We start from the raw sequence: 22,204 nt of genomic DNA on the forward strand, positions 1-22,204 counted from the left end.
TTCGGGTCGAGATCGCAGGTCGGGTGACGATCGCAGGGTCGAGAAGGAGAGCGGTGCGCTCAGGGCATTCCGCGATCGGTGCGGGGGCGCAGGAGATGTCGCGCGGAGAAGGATCCGCTGTCGCTGTCGTAGGCGCGGATCATCACGAGTCGGCAGGCGTGGAGCACGGACACCCCCGGCACGTACAGCACGAGCGCTGCCGCGGCGAGCGCGTGGCGTCGATGCAGTCGCAGGGTTCGGGGGAGGCACGCCATGTAGCGGACGAAGGACCGCATTCCCGATTCCATTCGGCGCGGCGACACTCCCACGGTGAGGGAGGGCAGAAAGGCGTTGCGCCCGCCCGACTCCTGGACGCAGAGCCCCATGTCGACGTCCTCGAAGACGTCGCGGCGCAGCGAGACGTCCTCGCGGATCAGCTTCCACGTCTCGCGGCGCAGGATCATGTTGGAGCCGTACAGGACCGGGACGTCGCGGACCTCCGGTGTGGAGGGCGACCGCCGGGCCAGCGGTGACCACCTCGCCTTGACGTGGGCTGCCGCGTCGCCGTAGGGAAGCTCGTACGCCTCACCGCGTCCACATGCGGCGGCCCAGTGCTGATCGACGTCGGCGGCGAAGAAGTCGAGAATCCTTGCCGCCCAGTCGTCGGGCACCCGGGTGTCGGCGTCGATCCGGGCGACGAGATCACCGGACGCGGCGTCCATTCCGGCGTTCCGTGCGAAGACGAGTCCTTGCTGCTCCTCGGTCACCACGCGAATCTCGGGATGCTCGGCGGCGTGGCGTCGAACGATGTCACGAGTGCCGTCCGCGGAGTTGTTGTCCACGACGATGATCTCGGTGATGCAGTCCAGCTGGGTGCAGAGCAGATCGAGGCACGCGCCGATGCACTCCTCCTCGTCGAATGCCGGGACGACGACGGACAGGGACAGTCGGTTCATCGGGAGATCTCCGTTCGCGAGGCGGTCGGGTGCCGCGGGACCGTGCGGCCCTGCGCTGCCGCCTCGACGAGGTCGGCGCACCGCCGGACCGCATCGGCAGGTGTGACGAGAATGTCCGCGAGACGCTGTGCGGCAGAACGTGTCCGCGGGTCCAGGACCCGCGCCAGTGCGGTGTCGAGCGAGGCGGGGGACGCCGATCGTGCGGCGACGCCGGCGCCGACTCCGGAGGCGACGACGCGTCGCCCCCACAGTGGCTGATCCGCACCCACGTGGCACACGAGAGTGGGTCGGCCGGCGCGCAGACCCGCGGCGGTGGACCCGGCGCCGCCGTGGTGGACGACGGCCTCGCATCGCGGGAGCACCGCGGTGTGGTCGACGGCCGACACCGAGAGGACGTCGGTCCCGAACTCGTCGGGAGGGAACGTGGCGTCGCGCAGCCGGTCGTCCCAACCGCCGACGAGCAGAACGCGCCGCCCGGCACGCCGGACGGCGGCGACGAGCTCGTCGAGAAGAGCCGCGCCGCCGGGGACCGTCATGCTGCCGAACCCGACGTACACCGGTGGCGTGCCCGCGCGGAGCCAGGTGTCGAGGTCGTCGGTGACCGGAGCGGCACGTTGCAACGCGGCGCGAGTGTCGGCGTCGGGATGCAGAAATCCTGTGAGAGGCCGTGTCGGACCCCATTCCTCCGTGAGCCCGGGGAACAGCGCCGCGTCGTACGCCTGGATCTCGGTGACGCCGGAACGACTCAGTGCTGCAGCGACACTGGACGTCATGGGCGGCAGGCCGAGTTCTCCTCGGAGGGTGGTGTGCGCACCGCGGGAGGCGCGCCACAACGTGGTGTCGAGCGCCCACCACGCCGCGCGGTGCACGAACCCCGGGAGGGCGGACGGCACCGGGACGACGGAGGCCACGCCGTTGCTGCGAACCGGGCAGAAGTGGAGGGGTGCGTAGGGGATCGAGTGCACCTCGGCCACGTCGAACGCACTCTCCTGACCGACGGACGATCCCACGAGGACGTCGCTGCCGTCGGCCAGATCGGTCAATGCGGCTCTCGCGGCGCGACCTCCCGCCACGGTGATGGCCGTGACGGCGGCGAGCCGACGCCGCGGATTTCGCGAGGCCATGTCTCGGGTCACCAGCGGAGAGGTGAGCAGCTCTGCGGTGTCCACTCCGCACGGACGGGCATCGAGGCCGACGGACGCGGCGAAGGCGACGAGGTTCGGTGGAACGGCGAGCACGACGCGATGTCCGCGTCGTTCCAGCTCGGTGGCCAGGACGATGCCGGGCTGCACGTCGCCTCTACTTCCCTGAAATGCCAACGTGACCTGCATGTCTCACCCCCTCGAGCATCATCTCGCGATGACCGGTCGCAACTGATGACCTCCGCGAACTGTTCGTGTGACGACCATTGCAGACATGGTGGGACTCCGCCAATCGTGACGTCCCACGCCACACCGACACGCCAGCGTGACGAGTGTCTCGCCCGCCGAGTTGCGGTCGAGGCCGTCGTGAGATGCCACGCCGCTGCGCGGACCTGACCTCCGACTTCCGCGTATTCTGCTGTCAGGCTTGACAAGTCGACATCGATCACAATTGTGACCAGCGTGCGCTGCCGACCTCGAGGTCTGTCCGTACTCCAGTTCTCGGATCGGCACCACGACATGCCGTCCGGTGCGCCGAATGGTACGAACAAGTGACATCGGCGTACGAGACGCCATTTCCGGCGCAATCCGGACCAGGTATGTCCGAGGGGGGAACCGAATCGTGCGAATCGTCATGGCTGTCAGCGGAACGCGAGGTGACGTGCAACCTGCCGTCGTCCTGGGTGCGGAACTGGCGGAGCGCGGACACCACGTGATGATGGCCGTCCCGCCCAACCTCGTGGACCTCGCACGCCGGGCCGGACTGGAGTCGGTGCCGTTCGGATACGACACCCGCGAGCACATGAACTCGGACCTGGTCCGTCACGGTCTCTCCCGCGGATCGGTCGTCGACCGAGCGCGAGCCCTCGCGGAACTGTGGAACTTCGGATGGGATCAGATGGTGACGGAACTGCGCGACGTCGTCGAGACCACGGCTCCGGACGTCCTGCTCACCGGCATCACCACCGAGCAGATCGCGCTGCCGCTCGCCGAGGCGCGCGGAATCGGTCTCGTCGCGCTCCATCACGCGCCGGTGCGCTCCAACGCGCAGTACTCCCCGGTGCCCGGCACCGACGGTGCGCCGTCGGTGGTCATCGGACTGGCCTGGACCGTGCTGGACCACGTCCTGTGGGCGGCGACGCGGTGGCGTGAGAACGCGCTACGCCGCTCGCTGGGCATCTCGACTGTGTCCTCGCCGCTTCCCGGTCGCATTGCCCGTCGCGGGAGCGTGGAGATCCAGGCCTACGACCGGGTCCTCTGCCCCGAGTTGGCGGCGGACTGGGACGGCACGCGTCCCCTCACCGGCTTCCTCGACGTCTCCCCGGAACTCCGCGTACGGATGGATCCGCAGCCGTCCGACCCCAGTCTCGAGGCGTGGATCGACGACGGCACCCCACCCGTCTACGTCGGCTTCGGATCCATGCCGGTGACGAACCCGGCTGCCGTCGTGGCCGCCGTCGCGGACGCCGCGGCCCGCGTGGGCGAACGGGTTCTTCTGTGCGCCGGATGGAACGACGTCGACTCGGCCGGCCCGCTCGGTGATCACGTCCGCGTGACCGGCGCCGTCGACCACGCCGCGGTCTTTCCCCGGTGCCGCGCCGTCGTGCATCACGGCGGCGCGGGGACCACCGCGGCGGGACTGCGGGCGGGGCGACCCACGGTGGTGTGCTCGGTGTCGTCGGACCAGCCCTTCTGGGGTCGACGGGTCGTCGCGCTCTCCTGCGGCGCGGCGATGGCCGCCTCCGACATCACGGCGGAATCGCTGGAGAAGGCGCTGCGTCTCGCTCTGGAACCGGCCGCGGCCGCGGGTGCTGCCGCCGTGGCCGCCGCGATGACGAGTCCCGAGGAGGCGGTCCGTCGGGCGGCCGACCTCGTGGAGTCGGCCCGCCGCGCACCGAAAGATGCGGTGCTCCGCGCACCGAAGGACGCGGTGGTCGCATGACGGCCCGGCTCCAGGATCAGGACTTCACCTACTGGTTTCTCTCCGAGGCCTTCGGGTGGGACGTCGTCCTGCAACTCGTGTGGCGCTTCGACGACGCGGTGCCGGACGCCGACGTGGCGGCGATGGCCGCGGCCCTCGCGCGCGGCGCACTGCATCGACGCATCGTCCGACCGTCGATTCCCGTCGCCCGCCCGGGATGGGTCCGGTCCGACGGGGCTCCCGCCGTTCAGCTCGACGAGGAGCCGGTGGCGCCGGACGAGGTTCTCGACTGGGCGACGCGCGATCTCGAGAACGTCGACCTCGACGCCGAGGCGGGTCGGTGCTGGGCGCTGCGGTCCACCCGGACGACCACCGGTGGATCGGCGCTGTCTCTCACCTGCCTGCACCTCGTCGCGGACGGCCGAGCGTTGACGGCCGCCGCTGTGGCCGCCGTCGCCGACGCGGCCGGGGTGCGCGACGACATGGGCGCCGCGCCGACGGGCCTGGCCGCGCTCGTGGGGGACGTCGGCGACGCAGCACATCAGGTGGCCGGGGCCGCGGCGGGCGTGGCACGGACCGCCGTCGCGGTGGTGTCCGACCTCCGTTCGACCGAGTCCACCTCCGCCCGTCCGGCCTCCGTCACTCCGCGCACCGCGGCGCACACTCGCGCGCCGCGCGCTCGTCCGTCCTGGGCGGCGGTGACAGTGCCACTCGCGGAGTGGGACGCCGTCGCACAGCGCCACGGCGGGACGCGGAACTCGCTGTTCGTCGCGGTGCTCGCCGGTGCGCTCATCGCCACCGGGTACGCCGACGACGGGCTGCCCGTGAAGGTCGGGATCCCGATGAGTCTGCGACGGGGAGAGGACGACCCACGTGGCAATGCCACCGGGGGCGTGTCGATCTCGCTCACCGAGCGCGTGGTTCCGGGTTCCGACCTCGGCGGTGTCCGCGCGTTGTGCCGGGACGCCTTCGCGGCACTGTCCGCCGGACGTCGTCCCGCGATGATTCACCTGCAGCCGCTGCTTCAGGTACTCCCGCTGTCCGTCGTGACGTCGGTGGTGACGGGCGGCGGGTCCGGAATGCCCGACGTGGTCGCGTCGAATCTCGGGGCCTTCGACGGTCTCCGCCATGTCGGCGGCCGTACCGCGACGGACGTCGCCTTCCGCGGGACGGCGCATCACGTCGACCCCGCCGGGACGCAACGCTTCGGCGAGGGAGTGCAGTCCTGGTACCTGGAGACGGACGGCGCGGCGACCTTCGCCGTGGCCGGGTTCGACGAGACGCGCGTGGGTTCCGCGCAGGTGCTGACCGCAGCCCTGTCCGCTGAGCTCACCGGATGGGATGTGCCGCATGAGTTCTGGTGACGTGACCACCGATCCTGCCCGGCCGGCCGACCGCGTGGCGGGCGCCGACGAGTCGTACGCGTTGGCGGAGCGGCTCTTCGGATGGACGGCGCCGATCCAGTATCTGTGGATCTTCCCGGCGGACCCGGGTGCGGACGCCGTCGCCACGCTCGCCGACCGGCTCGCGTCCGGATCCTTCGATCGCCGGGTGGTGCCCACGTCCGTTCCGTTCGGCCACGACCGCTGGGTGCGGGCCGAGCGCCCCGCCACGGTGTACACCGAACCGGGCACCATCGCGGACGACGCGGTGGGGGACTGGGTCGATGCGCGGCTCCGTGCGGCCGATCTCGACCCGTCTGCCGGACGCGGTTTCGCGCTCGAGTGCGCGCACACCGATACCGGGAGAACTGTTCTGGCACTGCTGGTCTCGCACATGATCGCGGACGGGCAAGCCGTGTACGCGGCGCTCGATGCGGCTCGCCGGGGGCCGACGCGCTCGGCACTGCCCACGGGGCGTGACGTTGCCGGGTGGGCCGGCGTGCGAGGCGATCTCGGTGACGTGGGAGCGCAGATTCCGGCGGTCACCCGAGCGCTCGCGGTGATCGGGAAGGCGGCGGTGACGGCCGGCGCGACGGCGCTGCGGACGGCGATCACGCGATCCGACGAGACTGCACCGACCGCCGCGCCGGTCGCGGCTCGCGCGGACGGACCCACTCCGACCGAGTCCGACACCACCCTCGCCGTGGTGGATCTCGATCGCCGCGAGTGGGTCGCCCGCGCGGCCGAGCACGGTGGTACGCCGAACAGCCTCTTCACGGCCGTCATGGGCGGGGTTCTGCGTGCGTCCGGCCATCCGACGGGTCCCGAGGGCACGCGCATCTGCATCGCGGTGAGCAACCGCGCCGACGGCGACGACAGAGCGAATGCGTCCGGGGGCGTGTGGATCCGGGTGCCCGGGCCGATCGGACCCGAGGTGGGGCTCGGCGAGATCCGCGCGCTGAGCAAGGCGGCGTTCGCGAAGTACGCGACCACGGACGACGCTGTCACCGACCACCTGCAGGCGGTGGCCCGGTTGCTTCCGGACCGGGTGCTCGGCCGGATGATGACGTCCATCGCCGGCCCGGACACCACGGTGTCGAACCTGGGCGCCGCGCCTCAGAGCGCCCTCGAACTCGGTGATCAGGTCGCGGAGTCGTTCGGGATCCGCGCGATCATGCAAGGCCGCGACGCGGCCGCACGGCGTCGACAGGGACCGGCGATCGCCGCGTGGGCGGTGGAGTACGGCGACAAGGTGACGGTCACCGTGTTCGGCATCCACCCCGAGTACGCGGGAGACACCGGCCGACTCCGCGAGACGGTGTCCGCGGAGCTCGACCGGTGGTCACTCGAGCACTCGTTCTGGTGAGGTCTACAGCGGAATGTTGCCGTGCTTCTTCGGGGGCAGGGTGACCATCTTGCGTTCGAGCAGGCGCAGTGCGGTGACGATCTGTCCGCGGGTGTGGCTCGGGGGGATCACGGCGTCGACGTAGCCGCGTTCGGCGGCGACGTACGGGTTGACGAGGGTGTCCTCGTACTCGTTCTGCAACTCCAGGCGCAGCGCGTCGACGTCGTCACCGTTCTTCGCGGCTTCGAGGAGGCGCTTGCGGTAGACGAAGCCGACGGCGCCGGAGGCGCCCATGACGGCGATCTGCGCGGTGGGCCACGCGAGGTTGAGATCTGCGCCCATGTGCTTGGACCCCATCACGTCGTACGCGCCGCCGTACGCCTTGCGGGTGATGACGGTGATCTTGCCGACGGTGGCCTCACCGTAGGCGTAGAGCAGTTTCGCGCCGCGGCGGATGATGCCGTTGAACTCCTGGTCGGTGCCGGGCAGGAAGCCGGGGACGTCGACCAGGGTGATGATCGGGATGTTGAAGCAGTCGCAGGTGCGGACGAACCGGGCGGCCTTCTCGGAGGCGTCGATGTCGAGGGTGCCGGCGAACGCGGTGGGCTGGTTGGCGACGATGCCGACGCTGCGCCCGTCCACGCGGCCGAACCCGACGATGATGTTCCGGGCACGCCCTTCCTGCACCTCGAGGAACTCGTCGTCGTCGAGGATGCGGCGGATGACCTCGTGCATGTCGTACGGGGTGTTCGGCGAGTCCGGAATCAGGGTGTCGAGTTCGAGGTCCTCGGCGGTGAGGGAATCGGCGATCGCTCCGTCGATGGGATCCGACGGCGTCAGTCGGGGCGCGGTGGCCTGGTTGTTCGAGGGGAGGTAGCCGAGGAGTTCGCGGACGTAGTCGAGAGCGTCCTGCTCGCCGGAGGCCACGTAGTGGGCGACGCCGGACTTCTCCATGTGGGTGTGGGCGCCGCCGAGGTCCTCCATGGTGACGTTCTCGCCGGTGACGGTCTTGATGACGTCGGGTCCGGTGACGAACATCTGGGAGGTCTTGTCGACCATGACGACGAAGTCGGTGAGGGCGGGGGAGTAGACGTGTCCGCCGGCGGCGGGTCCCATGATCAGGGAGATCTGGGGGACGACGCCGGACATGCGGACGTTGCGGTGGAAGATCTCGCCGTAGAGGCCGAGGGAGACGACGCCTTCCTGGATGCGGGCGCCGGCGCCCTCGTTGATGCCGACGAGGGGGCGCCCGGTCTTGAGAGCGAGGTCCATGACCTTGACGATCTTCTCGCCGTAGATCTCACCGAGGCTGCCGCCGAAGACGGTGGCGTCCTGGGAGAACACGCACACGTCGCGGCTGTCGACGGTGCCGTAGCCGGTGACGACGCCGTCGCCGAAGGGGCGGTTGTCGGCGAGGCCGAAGTTGACGGAGCGGTGGCGGGCGAGGGCGTCGAGTTCGACGAACGAGCCCTCGTCGAGGAGGGCGGTGATGCGTTCGCGGGCGGTGAGCTTGCCCTTGGCGTGCACCTTCTCCACGGCCGCCTCGCCCATGGGGAGCTCGGCCTGGGCCTGGCGTGCGGCGAGCTCGGCCAGCTTTCCGGCAGTGGTGTGGATGTCGGGAGCAGCAGCCCCCGTCTCTTCCCTGGCCACTGATTCCTGCGCGGACGCATCCTGAACACTCGTCATAGACCAGCACTGTATCGACGCCGCGCTGCCGGACGTGGCAGGGGTGGTGCGTCGGCCGCGTCTCTATGCTCGGCTCCATGTGGGAGAACCTGGACAGACCGCCGCTCGACGGGCGTGCGCTGACCCGAGCACTCGTCGACGGACCCCGCGGATCGTGGTCGCGTGTGGACGTCGTGGCGCGGACCGGATCGACCAACGCGGATCTCCTGGCCGTCGCCGACACCGCCGGGGACCGCACCGCGCTGATCGCCGACGTCCAGGACGCGGGGCGCGGTCGTCACTCGCGGTCCTTCACCGCGCCCGCGCGGTCGCAGGTCATCGTGTCGGCACTGGTCAAGCTTCCCGGGGTGCCGCCCGGATCGGTGGGGTGGCTCCCGCTGCTCACCGGTGTCGCGGTGGTCGACGTGCTGCGCACCGTCACCGAGGTCGACGCGGTGCTCAAGTGGCCCAACGACGTCCTGATCCGCGGCGACGAGTCGTCCGGGTACGCCGGGGGCAAGGTGGCGGGCATTCTGGTGGAGGTGGCCTCGACGCATCCCGTCGTGACGGCGGTGTCCGGAGTGGGCATCAACGTCAGCCTCACCGAGGCGGAACTGCCCGTCCCGACGGCGACGTCGCTGCAATTGGCCGGTGCCGCGGTGATCGATCGCGGCACGGTGGTGCGCGCCTTCCTGCGGGCCATGGGTGCGGCACTGGACGAGTGGCGCGAGTCGGGGTGGGACACCGCGCCGATCGCGGAGCTGTACCGGTCCCGGTGCGATACTCTCGGCCGCCGCGTGCGGGTCACGATGCCCGGGGACACCGAGCTGGTGGGCGTCGCGACCGACATCGACGAACACGGTCGAGTGGTGATCGTGCCCGAGTCGGGTGACACCACGCCGGTCGCCGTCTCGGCGGGCGACGTCACCCACCTCCGCGCGCTCGACGCCTGACCGCCCCCTTCCCTCAGGAGAACCGCATGTCGTTTCCGCAGGACGCCCTGGGGCACGAGGAGGACCTGATCCTGCATCGGCACCCGCACTGGAAGATGCTCGTGCTGCCGGTGCTGACGTTCCTCGTCGCGACGCTCCTCGCCGGTTTCCTCGTGGGTCTGATCGGACGGTCGCTGGAGTCCACGGCACGGTCCGCCGCGCTGATCGCCGTCGCGGTGGTGTGGGTCGGGCTCATCGCGTGGCGCACCGTCGTCCCCGTGTTGCGCTGGCGATCCACGCATTTCGTCGTGACCGACCGCCGCGTCCTCGTCCGCCAGGGCGTGCTGTCGCACTCGGGCATCGACATCCCGGTACGCCGGGTGTCCAACGTGCAGTTCCGTCACGGTCTTCTCGACCGGCTCCTGAAGACCGGCACCCTGGTCATCGTCGCGAGCTCCGACGACCCCCTCGAGTTCGACGACATCCCGGACGTCGAGCGGGTCCACTCCCTGCTGTACCACCAGGTCTTCGACTCGCAGAATCACGGCTGGGACGACGGAGACGATCTCGGTCCCGCCCGTACTACGTAGGGTGGTCCGGTGACCGAAGTCCTGCTCGCCGAAGACGATGAAGCCATCGCGACCCCGCTGTCCCGCGCACTCGGACGAGAGGGGTACACGGTGACGGTCGAGCAGACCGGTCCCGCAGCGCTGTCGCGCGCCCTGGAGGGCTCGTTCGATCTGTTGATCCTCGATCTCGGGCTCCCCGGGATGGACGGTCTCGAAGTGTGTCGGCAGATCCGCGCCACCAGGTCCGATCTCGCCGTCCTGATGCTCACCGCCCGCACCGACGAGGTCGACTTCGTCGTCGGTCTCGACGCGGGAGCCGACGACTACGTCAGCAAGCCCTTCCGCGTCGCCGAACTCATGGCGCGGGTCCGGGCCCTGCTCCGGCGCCGCGGGGCGGCTTCCGAAGACGGCACCATCGAGGTGGGCGGCCTGCGCCTCGAACCCGCCGCGCGGCGCGTCCTGCTCGACGGCCACGAGATCCCGTTGGCGAACAAGGAGTACGAACTTCTCAAGATCCTGCTGGACCACGCTGGTCAGGTGGTCTCCCGCGACACCATCCTGCGCGAGGTGTGGGGCGACGCCGAGCTACGCGGATCCAAGACGCTGGACATGCACATGTCCTGGCTGCGCCGGAAGATCGGGGACGAGGGCTCGGTGGCGGAACGACGCATCGCGACCGTGCGCGGCGTCGGCTTCCGGATCAACACGGACTGACCGGGCCACCACATGAGGCGTCGGATCCTGCAGTCGATCCTCGCGGTCGTCATCCTCACCGGCATGCTGCTCGGCATACCGTTGACCTACACCGCCTGGCTGTGGGTCGAGGACTTCACCCGCGGCGACCTGCGCACCCGGCTCGAGCGCATGGCGTCCGAGATCATCGACCAGGAGGGTGGGGACGGCCGCGTGGACGGCGGCCTCGACACCGCCTCCCTGCGTCTCGTCGTCCCCATGGGCGGGCGCCTCGTCGTCGTCTACCCCACCCCCGAGAACCCGGCCTCCCGCATGGACATCGGCGCACCGTCCGTCGAGGATCCGATCGAGGAGTCCCTGTCCATGGGTACCTCCGGGTCGTTGCTCCTCGAGGTGCCGTCCGACGAGATGCGTACCGCCCAGAAGCAGGCCGTCGGCGCGGTGGCTCTCGTCGTCCTGGCGTCCATCGCTGCCGGCACCGTCGTCGCCGTCCTCACGTCCCGTCGACTGTCCACGCCCCTGCAGCACGTCGCGGGGCGAGCCGCCCGGCTCGCGGAGGGCGACTTCCGCAAGGACGCCACCCGCCACGGCATCCCCGAGCTCGACCGGGTGTCCGACGTGCTGGACTCCGCATCGGTGGAGATCGTGGGGCGGCTGCAGCGCGAACACTCACTCGTCGCGGACGTGTCCCACCAGTTGCGCAGTCGGCTCACCGCGGTCCGGCTGCGTCTCGACGAGCTCTCCGGGCACCCCGATCCCGAGGTGGTCACCGAGGCCAACGAGGCCATGGCCCAGGTGGACCGGCTGACCACCGCCATCGACGACCTCGTGCGGTCCTCCCGCAGCGACGGCGCGGCCGACGCGTCCACGGTGCGCGTACGCGGTGAACTCGAACCCGTCATCGACGACTGGCGCGGCCCGTTCGCCGACGCCGGGCGAGACCTCGAGCTGCGCGGCGACTCGTCGGTCACCGCCCTCGTGACGGGTTCGCGACTGCGCGAGGCGGTGTCGGTACTGCTGCACAACGCGCTGGACCACGGCGGCGGGCGCTGCGTCGTCTCGGTGCGCCTCGTGGGGGAGTCGCGTGCTCCCGCACAGGACGGACCGCGTCCGCCCGTGGTCGTGGAGGTCTCCGACGAGGGAACCGGTGTCAGCGACGAACTCGCGCCGCACATCTTCGACCGCGGCTTCTCCGGCGCGGGATCCACCGGGGTGGGCCTCGCCCTCGCCCGCGCGTTGATCGAAGCGGACGGGGGACGACTCGAACTGCAGCGCCGTCGCCCGGCGCTCTTCGCGGTGTTCCTGCCCGCCGCGCGTGTGGACCAGGTGGTCCCGGTCGGGATGTCCGAACCGCGCTGACAGGACCCGGCTGACCTAGGCTCGCGACGTGACTGCGCCCGACTTCTATTCCGAATTGCGGACTCTGCGACTCGAGCGGGTGCTCGACGCCGGGGTGGAGATCATCGCCGATCGTGGGTGGGACGGCCTCAGCATGACCGAGGTCGCGAAACGGTCCGGGGTTCCCCGGCAGAGCCTCTACAAAGAGGTGGGCACCAAGGACGACCTCGGTCGCGCCGTCGTGGATCGCGAGGTCGAGCGATTCCTGGAGCAGGTGCGCACCGGGCTGGCAGCGCATCCCGACAGCTTCGAGGACGGCATCTCCGCCGCCGTTCGGGGCGTGCTCGAACACGGTCGGGCGAACGTCGCTCTCGCAGCCGTCCTGCGGCCGGGGCACGACTCCGGTCTGCTCGCCCTGGTCACGGTTCACCCCGACGCCGTGTTGGGCCACGCGAACAGTGCCGTCGGTGCGTTGGTGGGCGAGAGAGCGCCGGAGGCATTGGTGGACTGCGTGGTGCGACTGACGCTGAGCCATCTGGTGCAACCGTCCGTGGACGTGGACGAGGCGGTGGATCGCATCGACCGGGTGGTCCGCGGGTTCGCCTGACCGGACCCGGGTCGCTCGCACCGGCCGGGCGCCCTACAGGTCGAGCACCAGCTTCGACGACAGCGATCGCGAGACACACATCATGACCGTGTCCCCGCGTTCGCGTTCGCGACGCGACAGCACGGAGTCGCGGTGGTCGGGAGTGCCGCTCAGGACGTCGGCCTCGCACGTCCCGCAGATGCCTTCCATGCACGACCCGATGACGTCGGCGCCGGCCTTCTCGACGGCGTCGAAGATCGACGTGCCGTCGGGGACGGTGACGGTCACCCCCGAGCGCGCGCACTCGACCTCGAACGAGTCGAGCGCGTCGTCGGGTGCCTCGACGGTCTCGGCCGCGAAACGCTCCAGGTGCAGGCTCCCGTCCGGCCACGCCGCGCACGCGTTCTCCACGGCATCGAGGAGCGGGCCAGGCCCGCAGCAGTAGATCAGGGTCTCGGGCCGGGGCTCACCCAGCACGGTGTCGAGATCGACACGCTCGCCGCGTTCGTCCTTGGCCCAGACCGTCACGCGGTCGTCGCCGTCGAACTCGTCGAGGAACGCCATGGACGAACGAGATCGACCGGTGTACACCAGGTTCCACTCGGCGCCGGCGGCTCGGGCAGCGGCGATCATGGCGCGGATCGGAGTGATGCCGATGCCGCCGGCGATGAAGAGGTAGCTCGGCGCGGGATCGAGGGCGAAGTGATTGATCGGCCCCCGTGCTCGGAGAGTGGCTCCCTCCGGCAGGTGGTCGTGCACGTGCGCCGAGCCGCCGCGGCCGTCCGGCTCGCGCAGGACAGCGATCGTCCACGAGGACTCGTCGGCGGTGTCTCCACAGAGTGAGTAGTGCCTGACCAGGTCGGGGCGCAGCATCAGTTCGACGTGCGCGCCGGGCGTCCAGGACGGCAGCGATCCGCCTGCGGCATCGGTGAGGACGAGTTCGACGACGCCCTCCGCCGCGGTACGCCGGTGCGCGACCCGCACATCGAGCTGCGTCCGCTCTGCTCCGCCGCCGTCGCGGCGCTGTCGAGAGGGCGCGACAGTGGACGTGTCCACCACGGGAGCAGTGTCGTCGGCGGCGCTCGCGGCCTTCCTGTCGGTGCGGTAGGTGCCGTGCGGTCGACGCTCGCCGTCCTTCGGTGTCGTCATCACCATCATGGAGCTGTAGCCACGAACGAAGTTGGACTGCACGCGCGTCGGCTCCGCGAGGACCTCGATGTCGTCGAAGCGCGTCAGCAGCTCCTCCCAGAGGATCCGCAGCTGCATCTCCGCGAGCCGACTTCCCATGCAGCGGTGGGTGCCGATGCCGAACGCGAGGTGATGCCGTGCGTTGCGCCGGTCGATCACGAAGCTGTCCGGGTCGTCGAACGTGCGCTCGTCGCGGTTGGCCGAGGCGTACCACATGACGACCTTGTCGCCCTCGCGGACGAACTGACCGTTCAGGACGGTGTCTCGAGTCGCGATGCGGCGCATGTAGGCGAGGGGCGTCTGCCACCGCAGGATCTCGTGGACCATCTTCGGTACCAGGCCCGGATCGGCGCGCAGGCGGTCGAACTGCTCCGGGAACTGGTTCAGGGCAAGCAGTCCGCCCGTCATCGAATTGCGGGTGGTGTCGTTGCCGCCGACGACGAGCAGGACGATGTTGCCCAGGAACTCCATCGGGCGGTCGATCAGGTCCTTCGTGTCCTCGGACAGCTGCATGAGGGTGATGAGGTCGTACCCGGGCTTCTCGCCGGCTGCGAGGCGCGCCGCCTTGTCGTGCCACAGGGCGCTGAAACTGCGCGCTGCTTCCGCCGCGGCCCGATACGCCGCGTCCGTGTCGGTGGACCCGCCGGTGGCCGACGCGCTCGCGGCCACCAGATCGGTCCACTCGACCAACTTCCGTCGTTCCTCGTAGGGGAAGTCGAGCAGCGTCGCGAGCATCCGCGAGGTCAACTCGATGCTGACCCGGTCGACCCAGTCGAAGGGCTCGCCCACGGGGAGTTCGTCGAGGACCTCCGCGACCCGCGAGCGGATGAGCCCTTCCATCTCCTCCAGATTCCGAGGTGCGACGACGCCTTGCACCGCGGCGCGCTGCTGGTCGTGGCGCGGTGGGTCCATCGCGATGAACATCTCGATGTCGAGACCCTCCGGCGGTGTGCCCAGGATGATCTGCGGCTCCGCAGAGAAGGTCTCGAAATCCCGGTCGACGGCGACGATGTCGTCGTAGCGCGTCACCGACCAGAACGGCCCGAACGCGCTGTCGGCCCGGAAGTGTACGGGCGACTCGTCTCGCAGTCTCCGGAAATAGGCCTCCCACGATCCCTGCCGCCACAGGAAAGGGTTGCTGACATCGATCTCGGTCAGCTCCAGCTCTGCCACGTCGGGGATCGCGGATTCACGGAAGTGCGGCTGCCCGTCGCTCACCACGAGCCTCTTCGCGCGCTGCCACAGGTGCAGTCCCTGGATCTGACGCTCCATCGGGACCAGCGCCTGTGTTCTCGTGATGATCGTGTCGCGAACGCTCATGACGACTACCGCCTCGGTGCTGGAATGGTTCTGCCGAATGGAATGACAGAACTAAACCATGTGTACCCGAAGATGACAATAGTCGGTTGATTGTCGCACCCGGGCGGCAGAACGGTGCCCACATCGCCTGGCGGAGGGTGAGAGGGGCCTGACGCGTCGCGTCAGCTGTGACCCATGAACTGCGTCTGCTCGTCGTCCGGGTCCACGTCGGGATCGAGATCGGGGTCCGGCTCGTCCTCGATCAGCGGGTTCGCGATGACGCCACGGCCGTTCTCGTCCGGGAACGCGAAGCGACGCAGCGCCCAGAAACGGAAGACCATCTGCAGCAGGTTGCCGATGACGTAGTTGAGGACGAAGTCGATGATGATCAGTGCGGTGAGGGTGGTCTGTCCCTCACGGATGTCGAAGACGTTGTTCGCGATCCACAGCGGAGCGGCGGCGAGGATGACGCCGATGCCACTGATGGTGAAGAACAACAGTGCCTCGTGGTGGCGCTCGCGGCCACCACGGTTCTTGAACGACCACTCGCGGTTGAGGATGTAGCTGAGGATCGTGGCCATCACGCCGGAGAAGATCTTGGCGACGACGGGCTTCGACTCGAGCACGGTGAGGCTCAACGAGTAGAAGATCGCGAGGTCGAAGACCATCGTGGTCGCGCCGACGATCGCGAACTTGATCAGTTCGGAGTGGCGGAGGGCGATGCTTCGGAACGGCTGCGGGATACCGGCAACCACACGGTCGATCAGAGGCACGGTGACCCACTTTACGAAGAGCAGTGACCAAACACTAATCGGACTCGTGACACGATGAGCGGCGTGACAGCAGGAGACACCGTGAATTCGGACATCCCTCAGCAGGCCCCGCGTAGCGACCCGCCGCGGCAGCGCACCTCGTCCCTGCCCGTCGTCGCGATGGTCGGCGGAGGACAGCTCGCACGGATGACACATCAGGCTGCCATCGAACTCGGTCAGACCCTGCGCGTGCTCGCGGCCGGGGAGAACGATCCGGCGGCCAGGGTGAGCGCCGACGTGGTGCTCGGCGAACACACCGATCTCGCGGCACTGCGTGCGGTGGCCGCCGGTGCCGACGCGCTGACCTTCGACCACGAACACGTCCCCACCGAGCATCTCGACGTCCTCGTCGCCGAGGGAGTCAACGTGCAGCCGCCGCCCGAGGCGTTGATCTTCGCGCAGGACAAGCTGCGGATGCGCGTTCGCCTGCGGGAACTGGGCCTGCCGGTGCCGGACTTCACCGAGGTGGCCTCGGTGGAGGACGTCGTCGCCTTCGGTGACGCTCACGACTGGCGCATCGTGATCAAGGCCGTACGCGGCGGCTACGACGGTCGCGGCGTCTGGATGCCCGCCGATGCCGACGAGGCGCGCAGCGTCGTGTCCGATCAGCTCGCCGCCGGCGTGCCGCTGATGGCGGAACAGCGTGTCGACATGGCCCGCGAACTCTCGGCGATGGTCGCGCGGTCCCCGTTCGGTCAGGGCGCCACCTGGCCCGTCGTCGAGACCGTGCAGCGGTCCGGACAGTGCGCCGTCGTCATCGCCCCCGCTCCCGGCCTGTCCGAGGACCTGGCCGCGGACGCCGAGCACATCGCGCTCCGCATCGCGTCCGAACTGGGTGTGGTGGGAGTCATGGCCGTCGAGCTGTTCGAGAAGGTCGACGGCACCCTCTCGATCAACGAACTCGCCATGCGCCCGCACAATTCGGGCCACTGGACCCAGGACGGCGCCCGGACCTCGCAGTTCGAGCAGCATCTGCGCGCGGTGCTCGACTACCCCCTCGGTGACTGCGCGCCGCTCGCGCCGGTGTCCGTGATGGCCAACGTCCTCGGCGCCGAGGAGCAGCCCTCGTCGACCATGGACGAGCGGGTGCATCACCTGTTCGCGCGGATGCCCGACGCCAAGGTGCACCTCTACGACAAGGGCGAGCGCAAGGACCGCAAGATCGGCCACGTGAACATCGTGGGACCGCGGAACGGCTCCGCGTCCGATGCCGAGCACGTCGCCGAGGTCCGTGAGCGCGCCGAGCGTGCCGCGCACTGGCTCTCGCACGGGGTCTGGACCGACGGATGGGATCCGCATCATGGTTGAGAACAGCAGGGTCGACGACGACAGCACGGCCGTCCGGGTCGGCATCATCATGGGCAGCGACTCGGACTGGCCGGTGATGGAGGCCGCCGCCCTGGCGGTCGCCGAGTTCGGCGTCCGCTTCGAAGTGGGCGTGATCTCCGCGCACCGGACGCCCCAGCGCATGCTCGACTACGCGCGGGACGCCGCGGACCGCGGGATCGAGGTGATCATCGCCGGCGCCGGCGGTGCCGCCCACCTGCCGGGCATGGTCGCCTCTGCGACGCCGCTCCCTGTCATCGGTGTCCCGGTTCCCCTGAAGTACCTGGACGGGATGGATTCCCTCCTGTCGATCGTGCAGATGCCGGCGGGGGTGCCCGTCGCGACGGTCTCGATCGGCGGCGCACGCAACGCCGGTCTTCTCGCCGTGCGCATTCTGGGTGCGGCCGATCCGCAGCTGCGTGGACGTATGGCGGAGTTCCAGCGTGGACTCGAGCAGATGGTCCTGGACAAGGACGAGGCGCTGCGTCGCAGTCTGCTCGAATGACTGCGTCCGCGGACTCGGTCCGCCCGCTGCACCGCACGCCCGCTGCCCTGGTCGCGGTCTTCGTCGGCGGTGCCGCGGGAACGGGTGCGCGCTACGCGGCGGAGACGTGGATGCCGCACTCCGGAACGGGATGGCCGTGGGCCACGTTCCTGATCAACCTCGGCGGTGCGTTCGTCCTCGGTCTGCTGCTGGAGGCGTTGGCGCGTTCGGGACCGGACGTCGGGCGGCGTCGGTGGCTGCGTCTGGTGGCGGGTACCGGGTTCTGTGGCGCGTTCACGACCTACAGCACGTTCGCCCTCGAGACGGTCGAGCTGGTCCGGGACGGCGCACCGACGACAGCACTGACCTACGCCGCCGTCGGAGTCGTGGCGGGGCTGATCTGTGCCTGGGCGGGCATCGTGACCGGTGGCGCGCTCGCGCGGCGGTCGCGCTCATGACGCTCGCCGCGGTGCTGCTCGCGGGCGCACTCGGAGCGGTGGTCCGATCCGTCGTCGACGGCGAGGTGACGGCCCGGCTGGGTCGGCCTTCTCCCCTCGGGACCCTGTTCGTCAACGTCAGCGGGTCGTTCCTGCTGGGCGTGCTCGCAGGGCTCGTGCTGTTCGCCGGCCGGCCCGCCGAGTGGCAGGCCGTCGCCGGCACCGGGTTCTGCGGCGGCTACACGACGTTCAGCACCGCGAGCGTGCAGTCGGTCCGGCTCGTGCAAGAGGGTCGGCACCGCGCAGCTGCGGCGAACGTGGGGATCACCGTGATCGCTTCCGTCGTCGCCTGCGCCGGTGGGCTGGCTCTCGTGTGGGCGGCGTCGGGTGGGAGCTCGGTGTGACGTTCTTCGGTCCGCGGGGGTCGAGCCCGCTGCGACGGGTGTCGCGTGGCAGCGTCCAGTCGCTGGTCGTGACCGCCTCGGCGCTCACCTGGGCACGGTTGTGGCGCGCGCAGGTCTCGTACGACGCGTCGTCGAACCTGATCGTGTGCGAGGCGATGCGTGGTGGATATGCCCGCGGCGGAACCTGTTTCGGCGGAGCGTTCCTCACCGGACACGCGCTCGTCGATCCCCGTCGACGGCGGGCGATGCTGCGCCACGAGTCCGTACACGCCGACCAATGGTCCCGCCACGGGTTCTCGTTCGCGATCCGGTATCTGGTGGAGGAGATGCGCCGGCCCGGCGCCGCCAACCGCTTCGAGGTGGAGGCAGGACTGGGCGACGGAGGCTACCTCACTCGAGGACCGTCGTGACCTTCTCCGTGGCGACGCGGCGATCGAGCGCCGCCGGGTCCAGCGCGGTCACTTGAACCAGTGACGCGCCGGCCGCGAGCACCGCGACGAGACCGTCGAGTAGTCCGTCGGCGTCGTCCCACGATCCGGTCGCGAGAACCCGGTCCGTCGCCGACAGTCCGCGCGCTGCCGCACGGCCCTGTGCGTCGGTCAGGACGTCCTGGACGGAGCGACCGTCCAGGGCCGGCCCGGCGCCGGCGGGAACGAACTGATCGCCGTGCACGCGAACCGACGTCGCGTAGTCGGTGACTCCGAGGGGAAGGTCGTCGACGGGCCGACCGAACGGGTCGAGCGACAGTGCGGCCACCTCACCGGCGTCGGCGGTCTCCACACCGGAGGCGGTCACCAGGGCGACCGTCGCGTCCGGATCGGGCCGGAGAGTCACCTCGGCGCCGGCCGACCACGCGCCGAGCAGCACCGAGGCGGTCTGCCAGTGCGCGGGGAGCACGACACTGACGACGTCGCCCGGCGACACACCGAGCTCGTCGCGGAGGAAGTTGGCCGTCTTCGCGGCCCAGTTGGCCAGCGTCAGCGCGGACAGCTCGATGCGCTCGCCGGTCGAGTCGTCGTAGTAGGTGATGCGCGGTCCCGCCGCGTCCGCCGCGAGGATGGGTCCGAGAAGCGCGTCCGTGAGCGTCGTGCCACCTGAGGTCATCGACGACATTCTTCCGAACTCACCCGATCAGTTGACGCACTGGGGGCCTGCGGACCCGGCGTCGATCGGGTCGGCGGCCGCGGGAGCCGGGGTGGCGGTGTCACCCGCGGGCGAGACGCCGGCCGGGAGCGAGCCCGCCGCCGCGGGAGCGGAGTAATCGGAGGCCACCACGACACGCACGGTTCCGGACGGCAGAGAGTCGTCGGTCTCCGTCCGGTCCGTGCCCACCCGCGCGGCGACGGCCGCCGCGGCGTCCCCGTCCGAGGACGCGGCGTACACGGTGGTCCGGTCGACGCTCGCACCCTCGTTGTTGCCGACCTCGCCGGGAACGAAGCCCTCGCCCGACAGGGTGTCGGAGACCGAGGACGCCAGACCGTCGACGCCGCTGTCGTTCGCGACGTCCACGGTGACGCTCGAGGCGTCGATGTCGGGAACGGTGGGCGTCGGCGTCACGCTCTCGGACGGCGCGGCGTCGCCGATCAGCCCGCGCACCCAGGTCTGGACCTCGGCGGGATCGACCGCGACGATCGACTCGCCGTAGTCGGTGACGCCGTTGATGTCCGCCACGGGGATGGTGTCGAAGGTGACCGCACCGCCGGCGACGTCCTGCAGCTTCGTGGCGAAGTCCAGGACGTCCCAGTCGTCGTCGATGGTGACGGAGCGTTGCACCGCCGACCCGAGCTGTCCCAGCGTGCCGGGATTGCTCAGCGTGCGGGCGCTGAGCACCTTGCGGACCAGCGACGCCATGAACACCTGCTGACGGACGATGCGGTCCAGATCGCCACGGGGGAGATCGTGGCGCTGACGCACGAAACTGAGGGCGTCGGCGCCCGAGAGCGTCTGCTGCCCGGCCGCGAAGCGCGCGCCCGAGAGGGGCTCGTCGACCGGAGCGTTCAAACACACGTCGACGCCGCCGACGGCATCGGTGAGCAGGACGAAGCCGAGCAGCCCGACCTCGGCGTAGTGATCGACCGTCACGCCGGTGAGTCCCGCGACGGAGTCGATGAGCGCCTTGCGGCCCGCGAGCGTCGACTCGCTGTCGGCCTCGGCGTCGGGCACCCCACTCTCGACGAGTTCGAGGCGCTTCTCCTCCTTGGTGGCTCCGTACGCGGCGTTGATCTTGCTGTCGCCGATACCGGGCACGTTCACGTAGGCGTCGCGCGGGATGGAGATCGCCGACGCGGACGAACCGTCGTTGGGAACGCGGATCAGAATGATGGTGTCGGTGTTGTTGGCCACCTCGTCGCCGGCGCGGAGCGAGTCGAGCTCGCTCTGCGAGAGCGCGTTGCCGTGCGCGTCGGTCCTGCTGTCGGTTCCCACGAGCAGGATGTCGACAGCACCGTCGGCGCCGTCACCGAGATCGAGGTTCGACACCGTCGCGAGGTTGCTGCGCAGCGAGTCGATGCTCTGCCATGCCACGCCCGTCACCAGCAGCGCGCCGGCGGAGAACAGTGCGACGGCGATTCGACCGGCGTTGGAGTGTCCCGGTGCCCGCGAGGGGCGGTGGCTCGTCGGAGGTCGACGACCCCGATCGGAGCGGGCGGAGGCGGCCCGCGCACGAGGCTCCGGCTCGCGAGAATCGGGTCGTCGCTCCGCACCGCGCGGTGTCCGAGGTCTGTACGGATCGCGCGGTGTCCCGGGGCCCGTCACAGAATCCGTCACGATCCCCAGGCTAACGGCAGGGTCGCCGCGCCCCGCGCAACCGGACACGGCGTGCCACACTCTGTCGCTGTGACCACCGACGCAGAGCAGAGTTCGGACAGGACCATCGTGGTGACCGGAGCCGGAGGTCAGCTCGGTCGCCGGCTCGTCGACCGCGCGAGGGACGGGTATCGCGGGGCACGCGTGCGCGGCCTCGGATCCGCCGAGCTCGACATCACGGATCCGGAGTCGATCGCCGCTGCCGTCGTGCCGGGCACCGTGGTGATCAACTGTGCGGCGCACACGGCGGTCGACGCGGCGGAGACCGAGGAGGACCGCGCCGCACTGCTCAACGAGGTGGGACCGCGTCTGCTCGCCGAGCGGTGCGCCGAGGTCGGCGCAGGACTGCTGCACGTCTCCACCGACTACGTGTTCGCCGGGGACGCGAGGACGCCGTACGAACCCACCGACCCCACCGCGCCGGCGACCGCCTACGGGCGGACGAAGCTGGCGGGGGAGCGGGCCGTACTGGAGGCACTGCCGTCCGCGACGATCGTGCGGACCGCGTGGGTCTACACCGGCACCGGCTCGGACTTCGTCGCCACGATGCTCCGGCTCGAGGCCGAGCGGGAGACCCTCGACGTCGTGAACGACCAGGTGGGTTCGCCGACGTACTCGGCCGACCTCGCGGACGCGCTCCTCGAGGCGGCGACATCGCCGCGAGCCCTGCCGCAGATACTGCACGCCACCAATGCCGGGACGGCGTCCTGGTTCGACCTCGCCCGGGCGACCTTCGAGGCCGTGGGCGCCGATCCCGACCGGGTCCACCCGTGCGGCAGTGATCGCTACGTGCGGCCGGCGCCGCGTCCGGCCTACTCGGTGCTCTCGTCCTCGGCCTGGAACAGTGCCGGTCTGACTCCGCTCCGGCCCTGGCGTGACGCGTTGACGGCCGCGCTCGCCGCTCGGGCGGTCGCGGACCCGCCCGGAGCCGCCCAGTAGGG

At 70.2% G+C, this 22,204-nt stretch carries 21 protein-coding genes; 14 read left to right on the plus strand and 7 right to left on the minus strand.

Going from position 1 to position 22,204, the window contains the following annotated elements:
* Positions 1 to 59: 59 nt before the first annotated feature.
* Both HQ325_RS09400 and HQ325_RS09405 read right to left on the minus strand, forming a co-directional pair.
* Complete coding sequence (locus HQ325_RS09400; RefSeq protein ID WP_222628303.1) at positions 60 to 935, minus strand: glycosyltransferase family 2 protein; 876 nt, start codon at positions 933 to 935, stop codon at positions 60 to 62.
* The gene (locus HQ325_RS09405; protein ID WP_222628306.1) at positions 932 to 2,266 is read right to left on the minus strand and encodes a glycosyltransferase; all 1,335 of its coding nucleotides are present in this window, start codon (positions 2,264 to 2,266) and stop codon (positions 932 to 934) included. Before HQ325_RS09405 ends, HQ325_RS09400 begins: the two co-directional genes overlap by 4 nt.
* Positions 2,267 to 2,699: 433 nt before the next feature.
* Between HQ325_RS09405 and HQ325_RS09410 the strand changes: the two genes are divergently transcribed.
* Genes HQ325_RS09410 through HQ325_RS09420 form a run of 3 tightly spaced genes read left to right on the plus strand, consistent with a single transcriptional unit; the run spans position 2,700 to position 6,746 of the window.
* The gene (locus HQ325_RS09410; protein ID WP_222628309.1) at positions 2,700 to 4,019 is read left to right on the plus strand and encodes a glycosyltransferase; all 1,320 of its coding nucleotides are present in this window, start codon (positions 2,700 to 2,702) and stop codon (positions 4,017 to 4,019) included.
* On the plus strand, positions 4,016 to 5,362 hold the full coding sequence (locus HQ325_RS09415) for a hypothetical protein (RefSeq protein WP_222628312.1): 1,347 nt from the start codon (positions 4,016 to 4,018) through the stop codon (positions 5,360 to 5,362). Before HQ325_RS09410 ends, HQ325_RS09415 begins: the two co-directional genes overlap by 4 nt.
* Positions 5,349 to 6,746 carry a hypothetical protein gene (locus tag HQ325_RS09420; protein WP_222628315.1) on the plus strand — a complete coding sequence of 466 codons (1,398 nt, stop codon included), beginning with the start codon at positions 5,349 to 5,351 and terminating at the stop codon, positions 6,744 to 6,746. Before HQ325_RS09415 ends, HQ325_RS09420 begins: the two co-directional genes overlap by 14 nt.
* Positions 6,747 to 6,749: 3 nt before the next feature.
* Here HQ325_RS09420 and HQ325_RS09425 read toward each other — a convergent pair whose 3' ends face one another.
* Entirely contained in the window at positions 6,750 to 8,411 is a 1,662-nt protein-coding gene (locus tag HQ325_RS09425) for an acyl-CoA carboxylase subunit beta (RefSeq protein WP_261777776.1), read from the minus strand.
* 77 nt (positions 8,412 to 8,488) lie between these two features.
* Here HQ325_RS09425 and HQ325_RS09430 point away from each other — a divergent pair, with 77 nt between their 5' ends.
* Genes HQ325_RS09430 through HQ325_RS09450 form a run of 5 tightly spaced genes read left to right on the plus strand, consistent with a single transcriptional unit; the run spans position 8,489 to position 12,529 of the window.
* Positions 8,489 to 9,343: a biotin--[acetyl-CoA-carboxylase] ligase gene (locus HQ325_RS09430; protein ID WP_222628317.1), complete on the plus strand. Its 855-nt coding sequence runs from the start codon at positions 8,489 to 8,491 to the stop codon at positions 9,341 to 9,343.
* 26 nt (positions 9,344 to 9,369) lie between these two features.
* The gene (locus HQ325_RS09435; protein WP_222628322.1) at positions 9,370 to 9,912 is read left to right on the plus strand and encodes a PH domain-containing protein; all 543 of its coding nucleotides are present in this window, start codon (positions 9,370 to 9,372) and stop codon (positions 9,910 to 9,912) included.
* Positions 9,913 to 9,921: 9 nt separating this feature from the next.
* Entirely contained in the window at positions 9,922 to 10,605 is a 684-nt protein-coding gene (locus HQ325_RS09440) for a response regulator transcription factor (RefSeq protein ID WP_222628325.1), read from the plus strand.
* A gap of 12 nt (positions 10,606 to 10,617) precedes the next feature.
* A complete protein-coding gene (locus tag HQ325_RS09445) occupies positions 10,618 to 11,943 on the plus strand; it encodes an ATP-binding protein (RefSeq protein WP_222628328.1) in 1,326 nt (441 codons plus the stop codon).
* A 28-nt stretch (positions 11,944 to 11,971) separates the two neighbouring features.
* Positions 11,972 to 12,529, plus strand: a complete 558-nt coding sequence (locus tag HQ325_RS09450; RefSeq protein WP_222628331.1) for a TetR family transcriptional regulator — start codon at positions 11,972 to 11,974, stop codon at positions 12,527 to 12,529.
* A gap of 33 nt (positions 12,530 to 12,562) precedes the next feature.
* On the opposite strand, the gene HQ325_RS09455 is transcribed toward HQ325_RS09450, so the two are convergent.
* A complete protein-coding gene (locus HQ325_RS09455; RefSeq protein ID WP_222628334.1) occupies positions 12,563 to 15,016 on the minus strand; it encodes a cytochrome P450/oxidoreductase in 2,454 nt (817 codons plus the stop codon).
* A 161-nt stretch (positions 15,017 to 15,177) separates the two neighbouring features.
* Positions 15,178 to 15,768: a GtrA family protein gene (locus HQ325_RS09460; RefSeq protein WP_222628337.1), complete on the minus strand. Its 591-nt coding sequence runs from the start codon at positions 15,766 to 15,768 to the stop codon at positions 15,178 to 15,180.
* A 54-nt stretch (positions 15,769 to 15,822) separates the two neighbouring features.
* Between HQ325_RS09460 and HQ325_RS09465 the strand changes: the two genes are divergently transcribed.
* Genes HQ325_RS09465 through HQ325_RS09485 form a run of 5 tightly spaced genes read left to right on the plus strand, consistent with a single transcriptional unit; the run spans position 15,823 to position 18,868 of the window.
* The gene (locus tag HQ325_RS09465) at positions 15,823 to 17,115 is read left to right on the plus strand and encodes a 5-(carboxyamino)imidazole ribonucleotide synthase (RefSeq protein ID WP_222628340.1); all 1,293 of its coding nucleotides are present in this window, start codon (positions 15,823 to 15,825) and stop codon (positions 17,113 to 17,115) included.
* Positions 17,108 to 17,638, plus strand: a complete 531-nt coding sequence (gene purE, locus HQ325_RS09470) for a 5-(carboxyamino)imidazole ribonucleotide mutase (RefSeq protein ID WP_222628343.1) — start codon at positions 17,108 to 17,110, stop codon at positions 17,636 to 17,638. The genes HQ325_RS09465 and purE overlap by 8 nt, the downstream gene beginning before the upstream one ends.
* The gene (crcB, locus tag HQ325_RS09475; protein WP_222628347.1) at positions 17,635 to 18,075 is read left to right on the plus strand and encodes a fluoride efflux transporter CrcB; all 441 of its coding nucleotides are present in this window, start codon (positions 17,635 to 17,637) and stop codon (positions 18,073 to 18,075) included. Before purE ends, crcB begins: the two co-directional genes overlap by 4 nt.
* The gene (locus tag HQ325_RS09480) at positions 18,072 to 18,458 is read left to right on the plus strand and encodes a CrcB family protein (protein WP_222628350.1); all 387 of its coding nucleotides are present in this window, start codon (positions 18,072 to 18,074) and stop codon (positions 18,456 to 18,458) included. Before crcB ends, HQ325_RS09480 begins: the two co-directional genes overlap by 4 nt.
* Positions 18,455 to 18,868, plus strand: a complete 414-nt coding sequence (locus HQ325_RS09485; RefSeq protein WP_308014325.1) for a hypothetical protein — start codon at positions 18,455 to 18,457, stop codon at positions 18,866 to 18,868. The genes HQ325_RS09480 and HQ325_RS09485 overlap by 4 nt, the downstream gene beginning before the upstream one ends.
* On the opposite strand, the gene HQ325_RS09490 is transcribed toward HQ325_RS09485, so the two are convergent.
* Entirely contained in the window at positions 18,849 to 19,562 is a 714-nt protein-coding gene (locus HQ325_RS09490) for a TIGR03089 family protein (RefSeq protein ID WP_222628353.1), read from the minus strand. The genes HQ325_RS09485 and HQ325_RS09490 overlap by 20 nt on opposite strands.
* A 27-nt stretch (positions 19,563 to 19,589) precedes the next feature.
* On the minus strand, positions 19,590 to 21,026 hold the full coding sequence (locus HQ325_RS09495) for an LCP family protein (protein WP_222629147.1): 1,437 nt from the start codon (positions 21,024 to 21,026) through the stop codon (positions 19,590 to 19,592).
* 267 nt (positions 21,027 to 21,293) lie between these two features.
* On the opposite strand from HQ325_RS09495, the gene rfbD reads away from it, so the two are divergent.
* Positions 21,294 to 22,202 (plus strand): dTDP-4-dehydrorhamnose reductase, encoded by a 909-nt coding sequence (gene rfbD / locus HQ325_RS09500; protein WP_222628356.1) that lies wholly within the window; start codon positions 21,294 to 21,296, stop codon positions 22,200 to 22,202.
* The last annotated feature ends 2 nt before the right edge of the window (positions 22,203 to 22,204 follow it).

Origin of the sequence: Rhodococcus sp. BP-349 (assembly GCF_019835845.1) — a bacterium.
Taxonomy (GTDB): Bacteria; Actinomycetota; Actinomycetes; order Mycobacteriales; family Mycobacteriaceae; genus Rhodococcoides.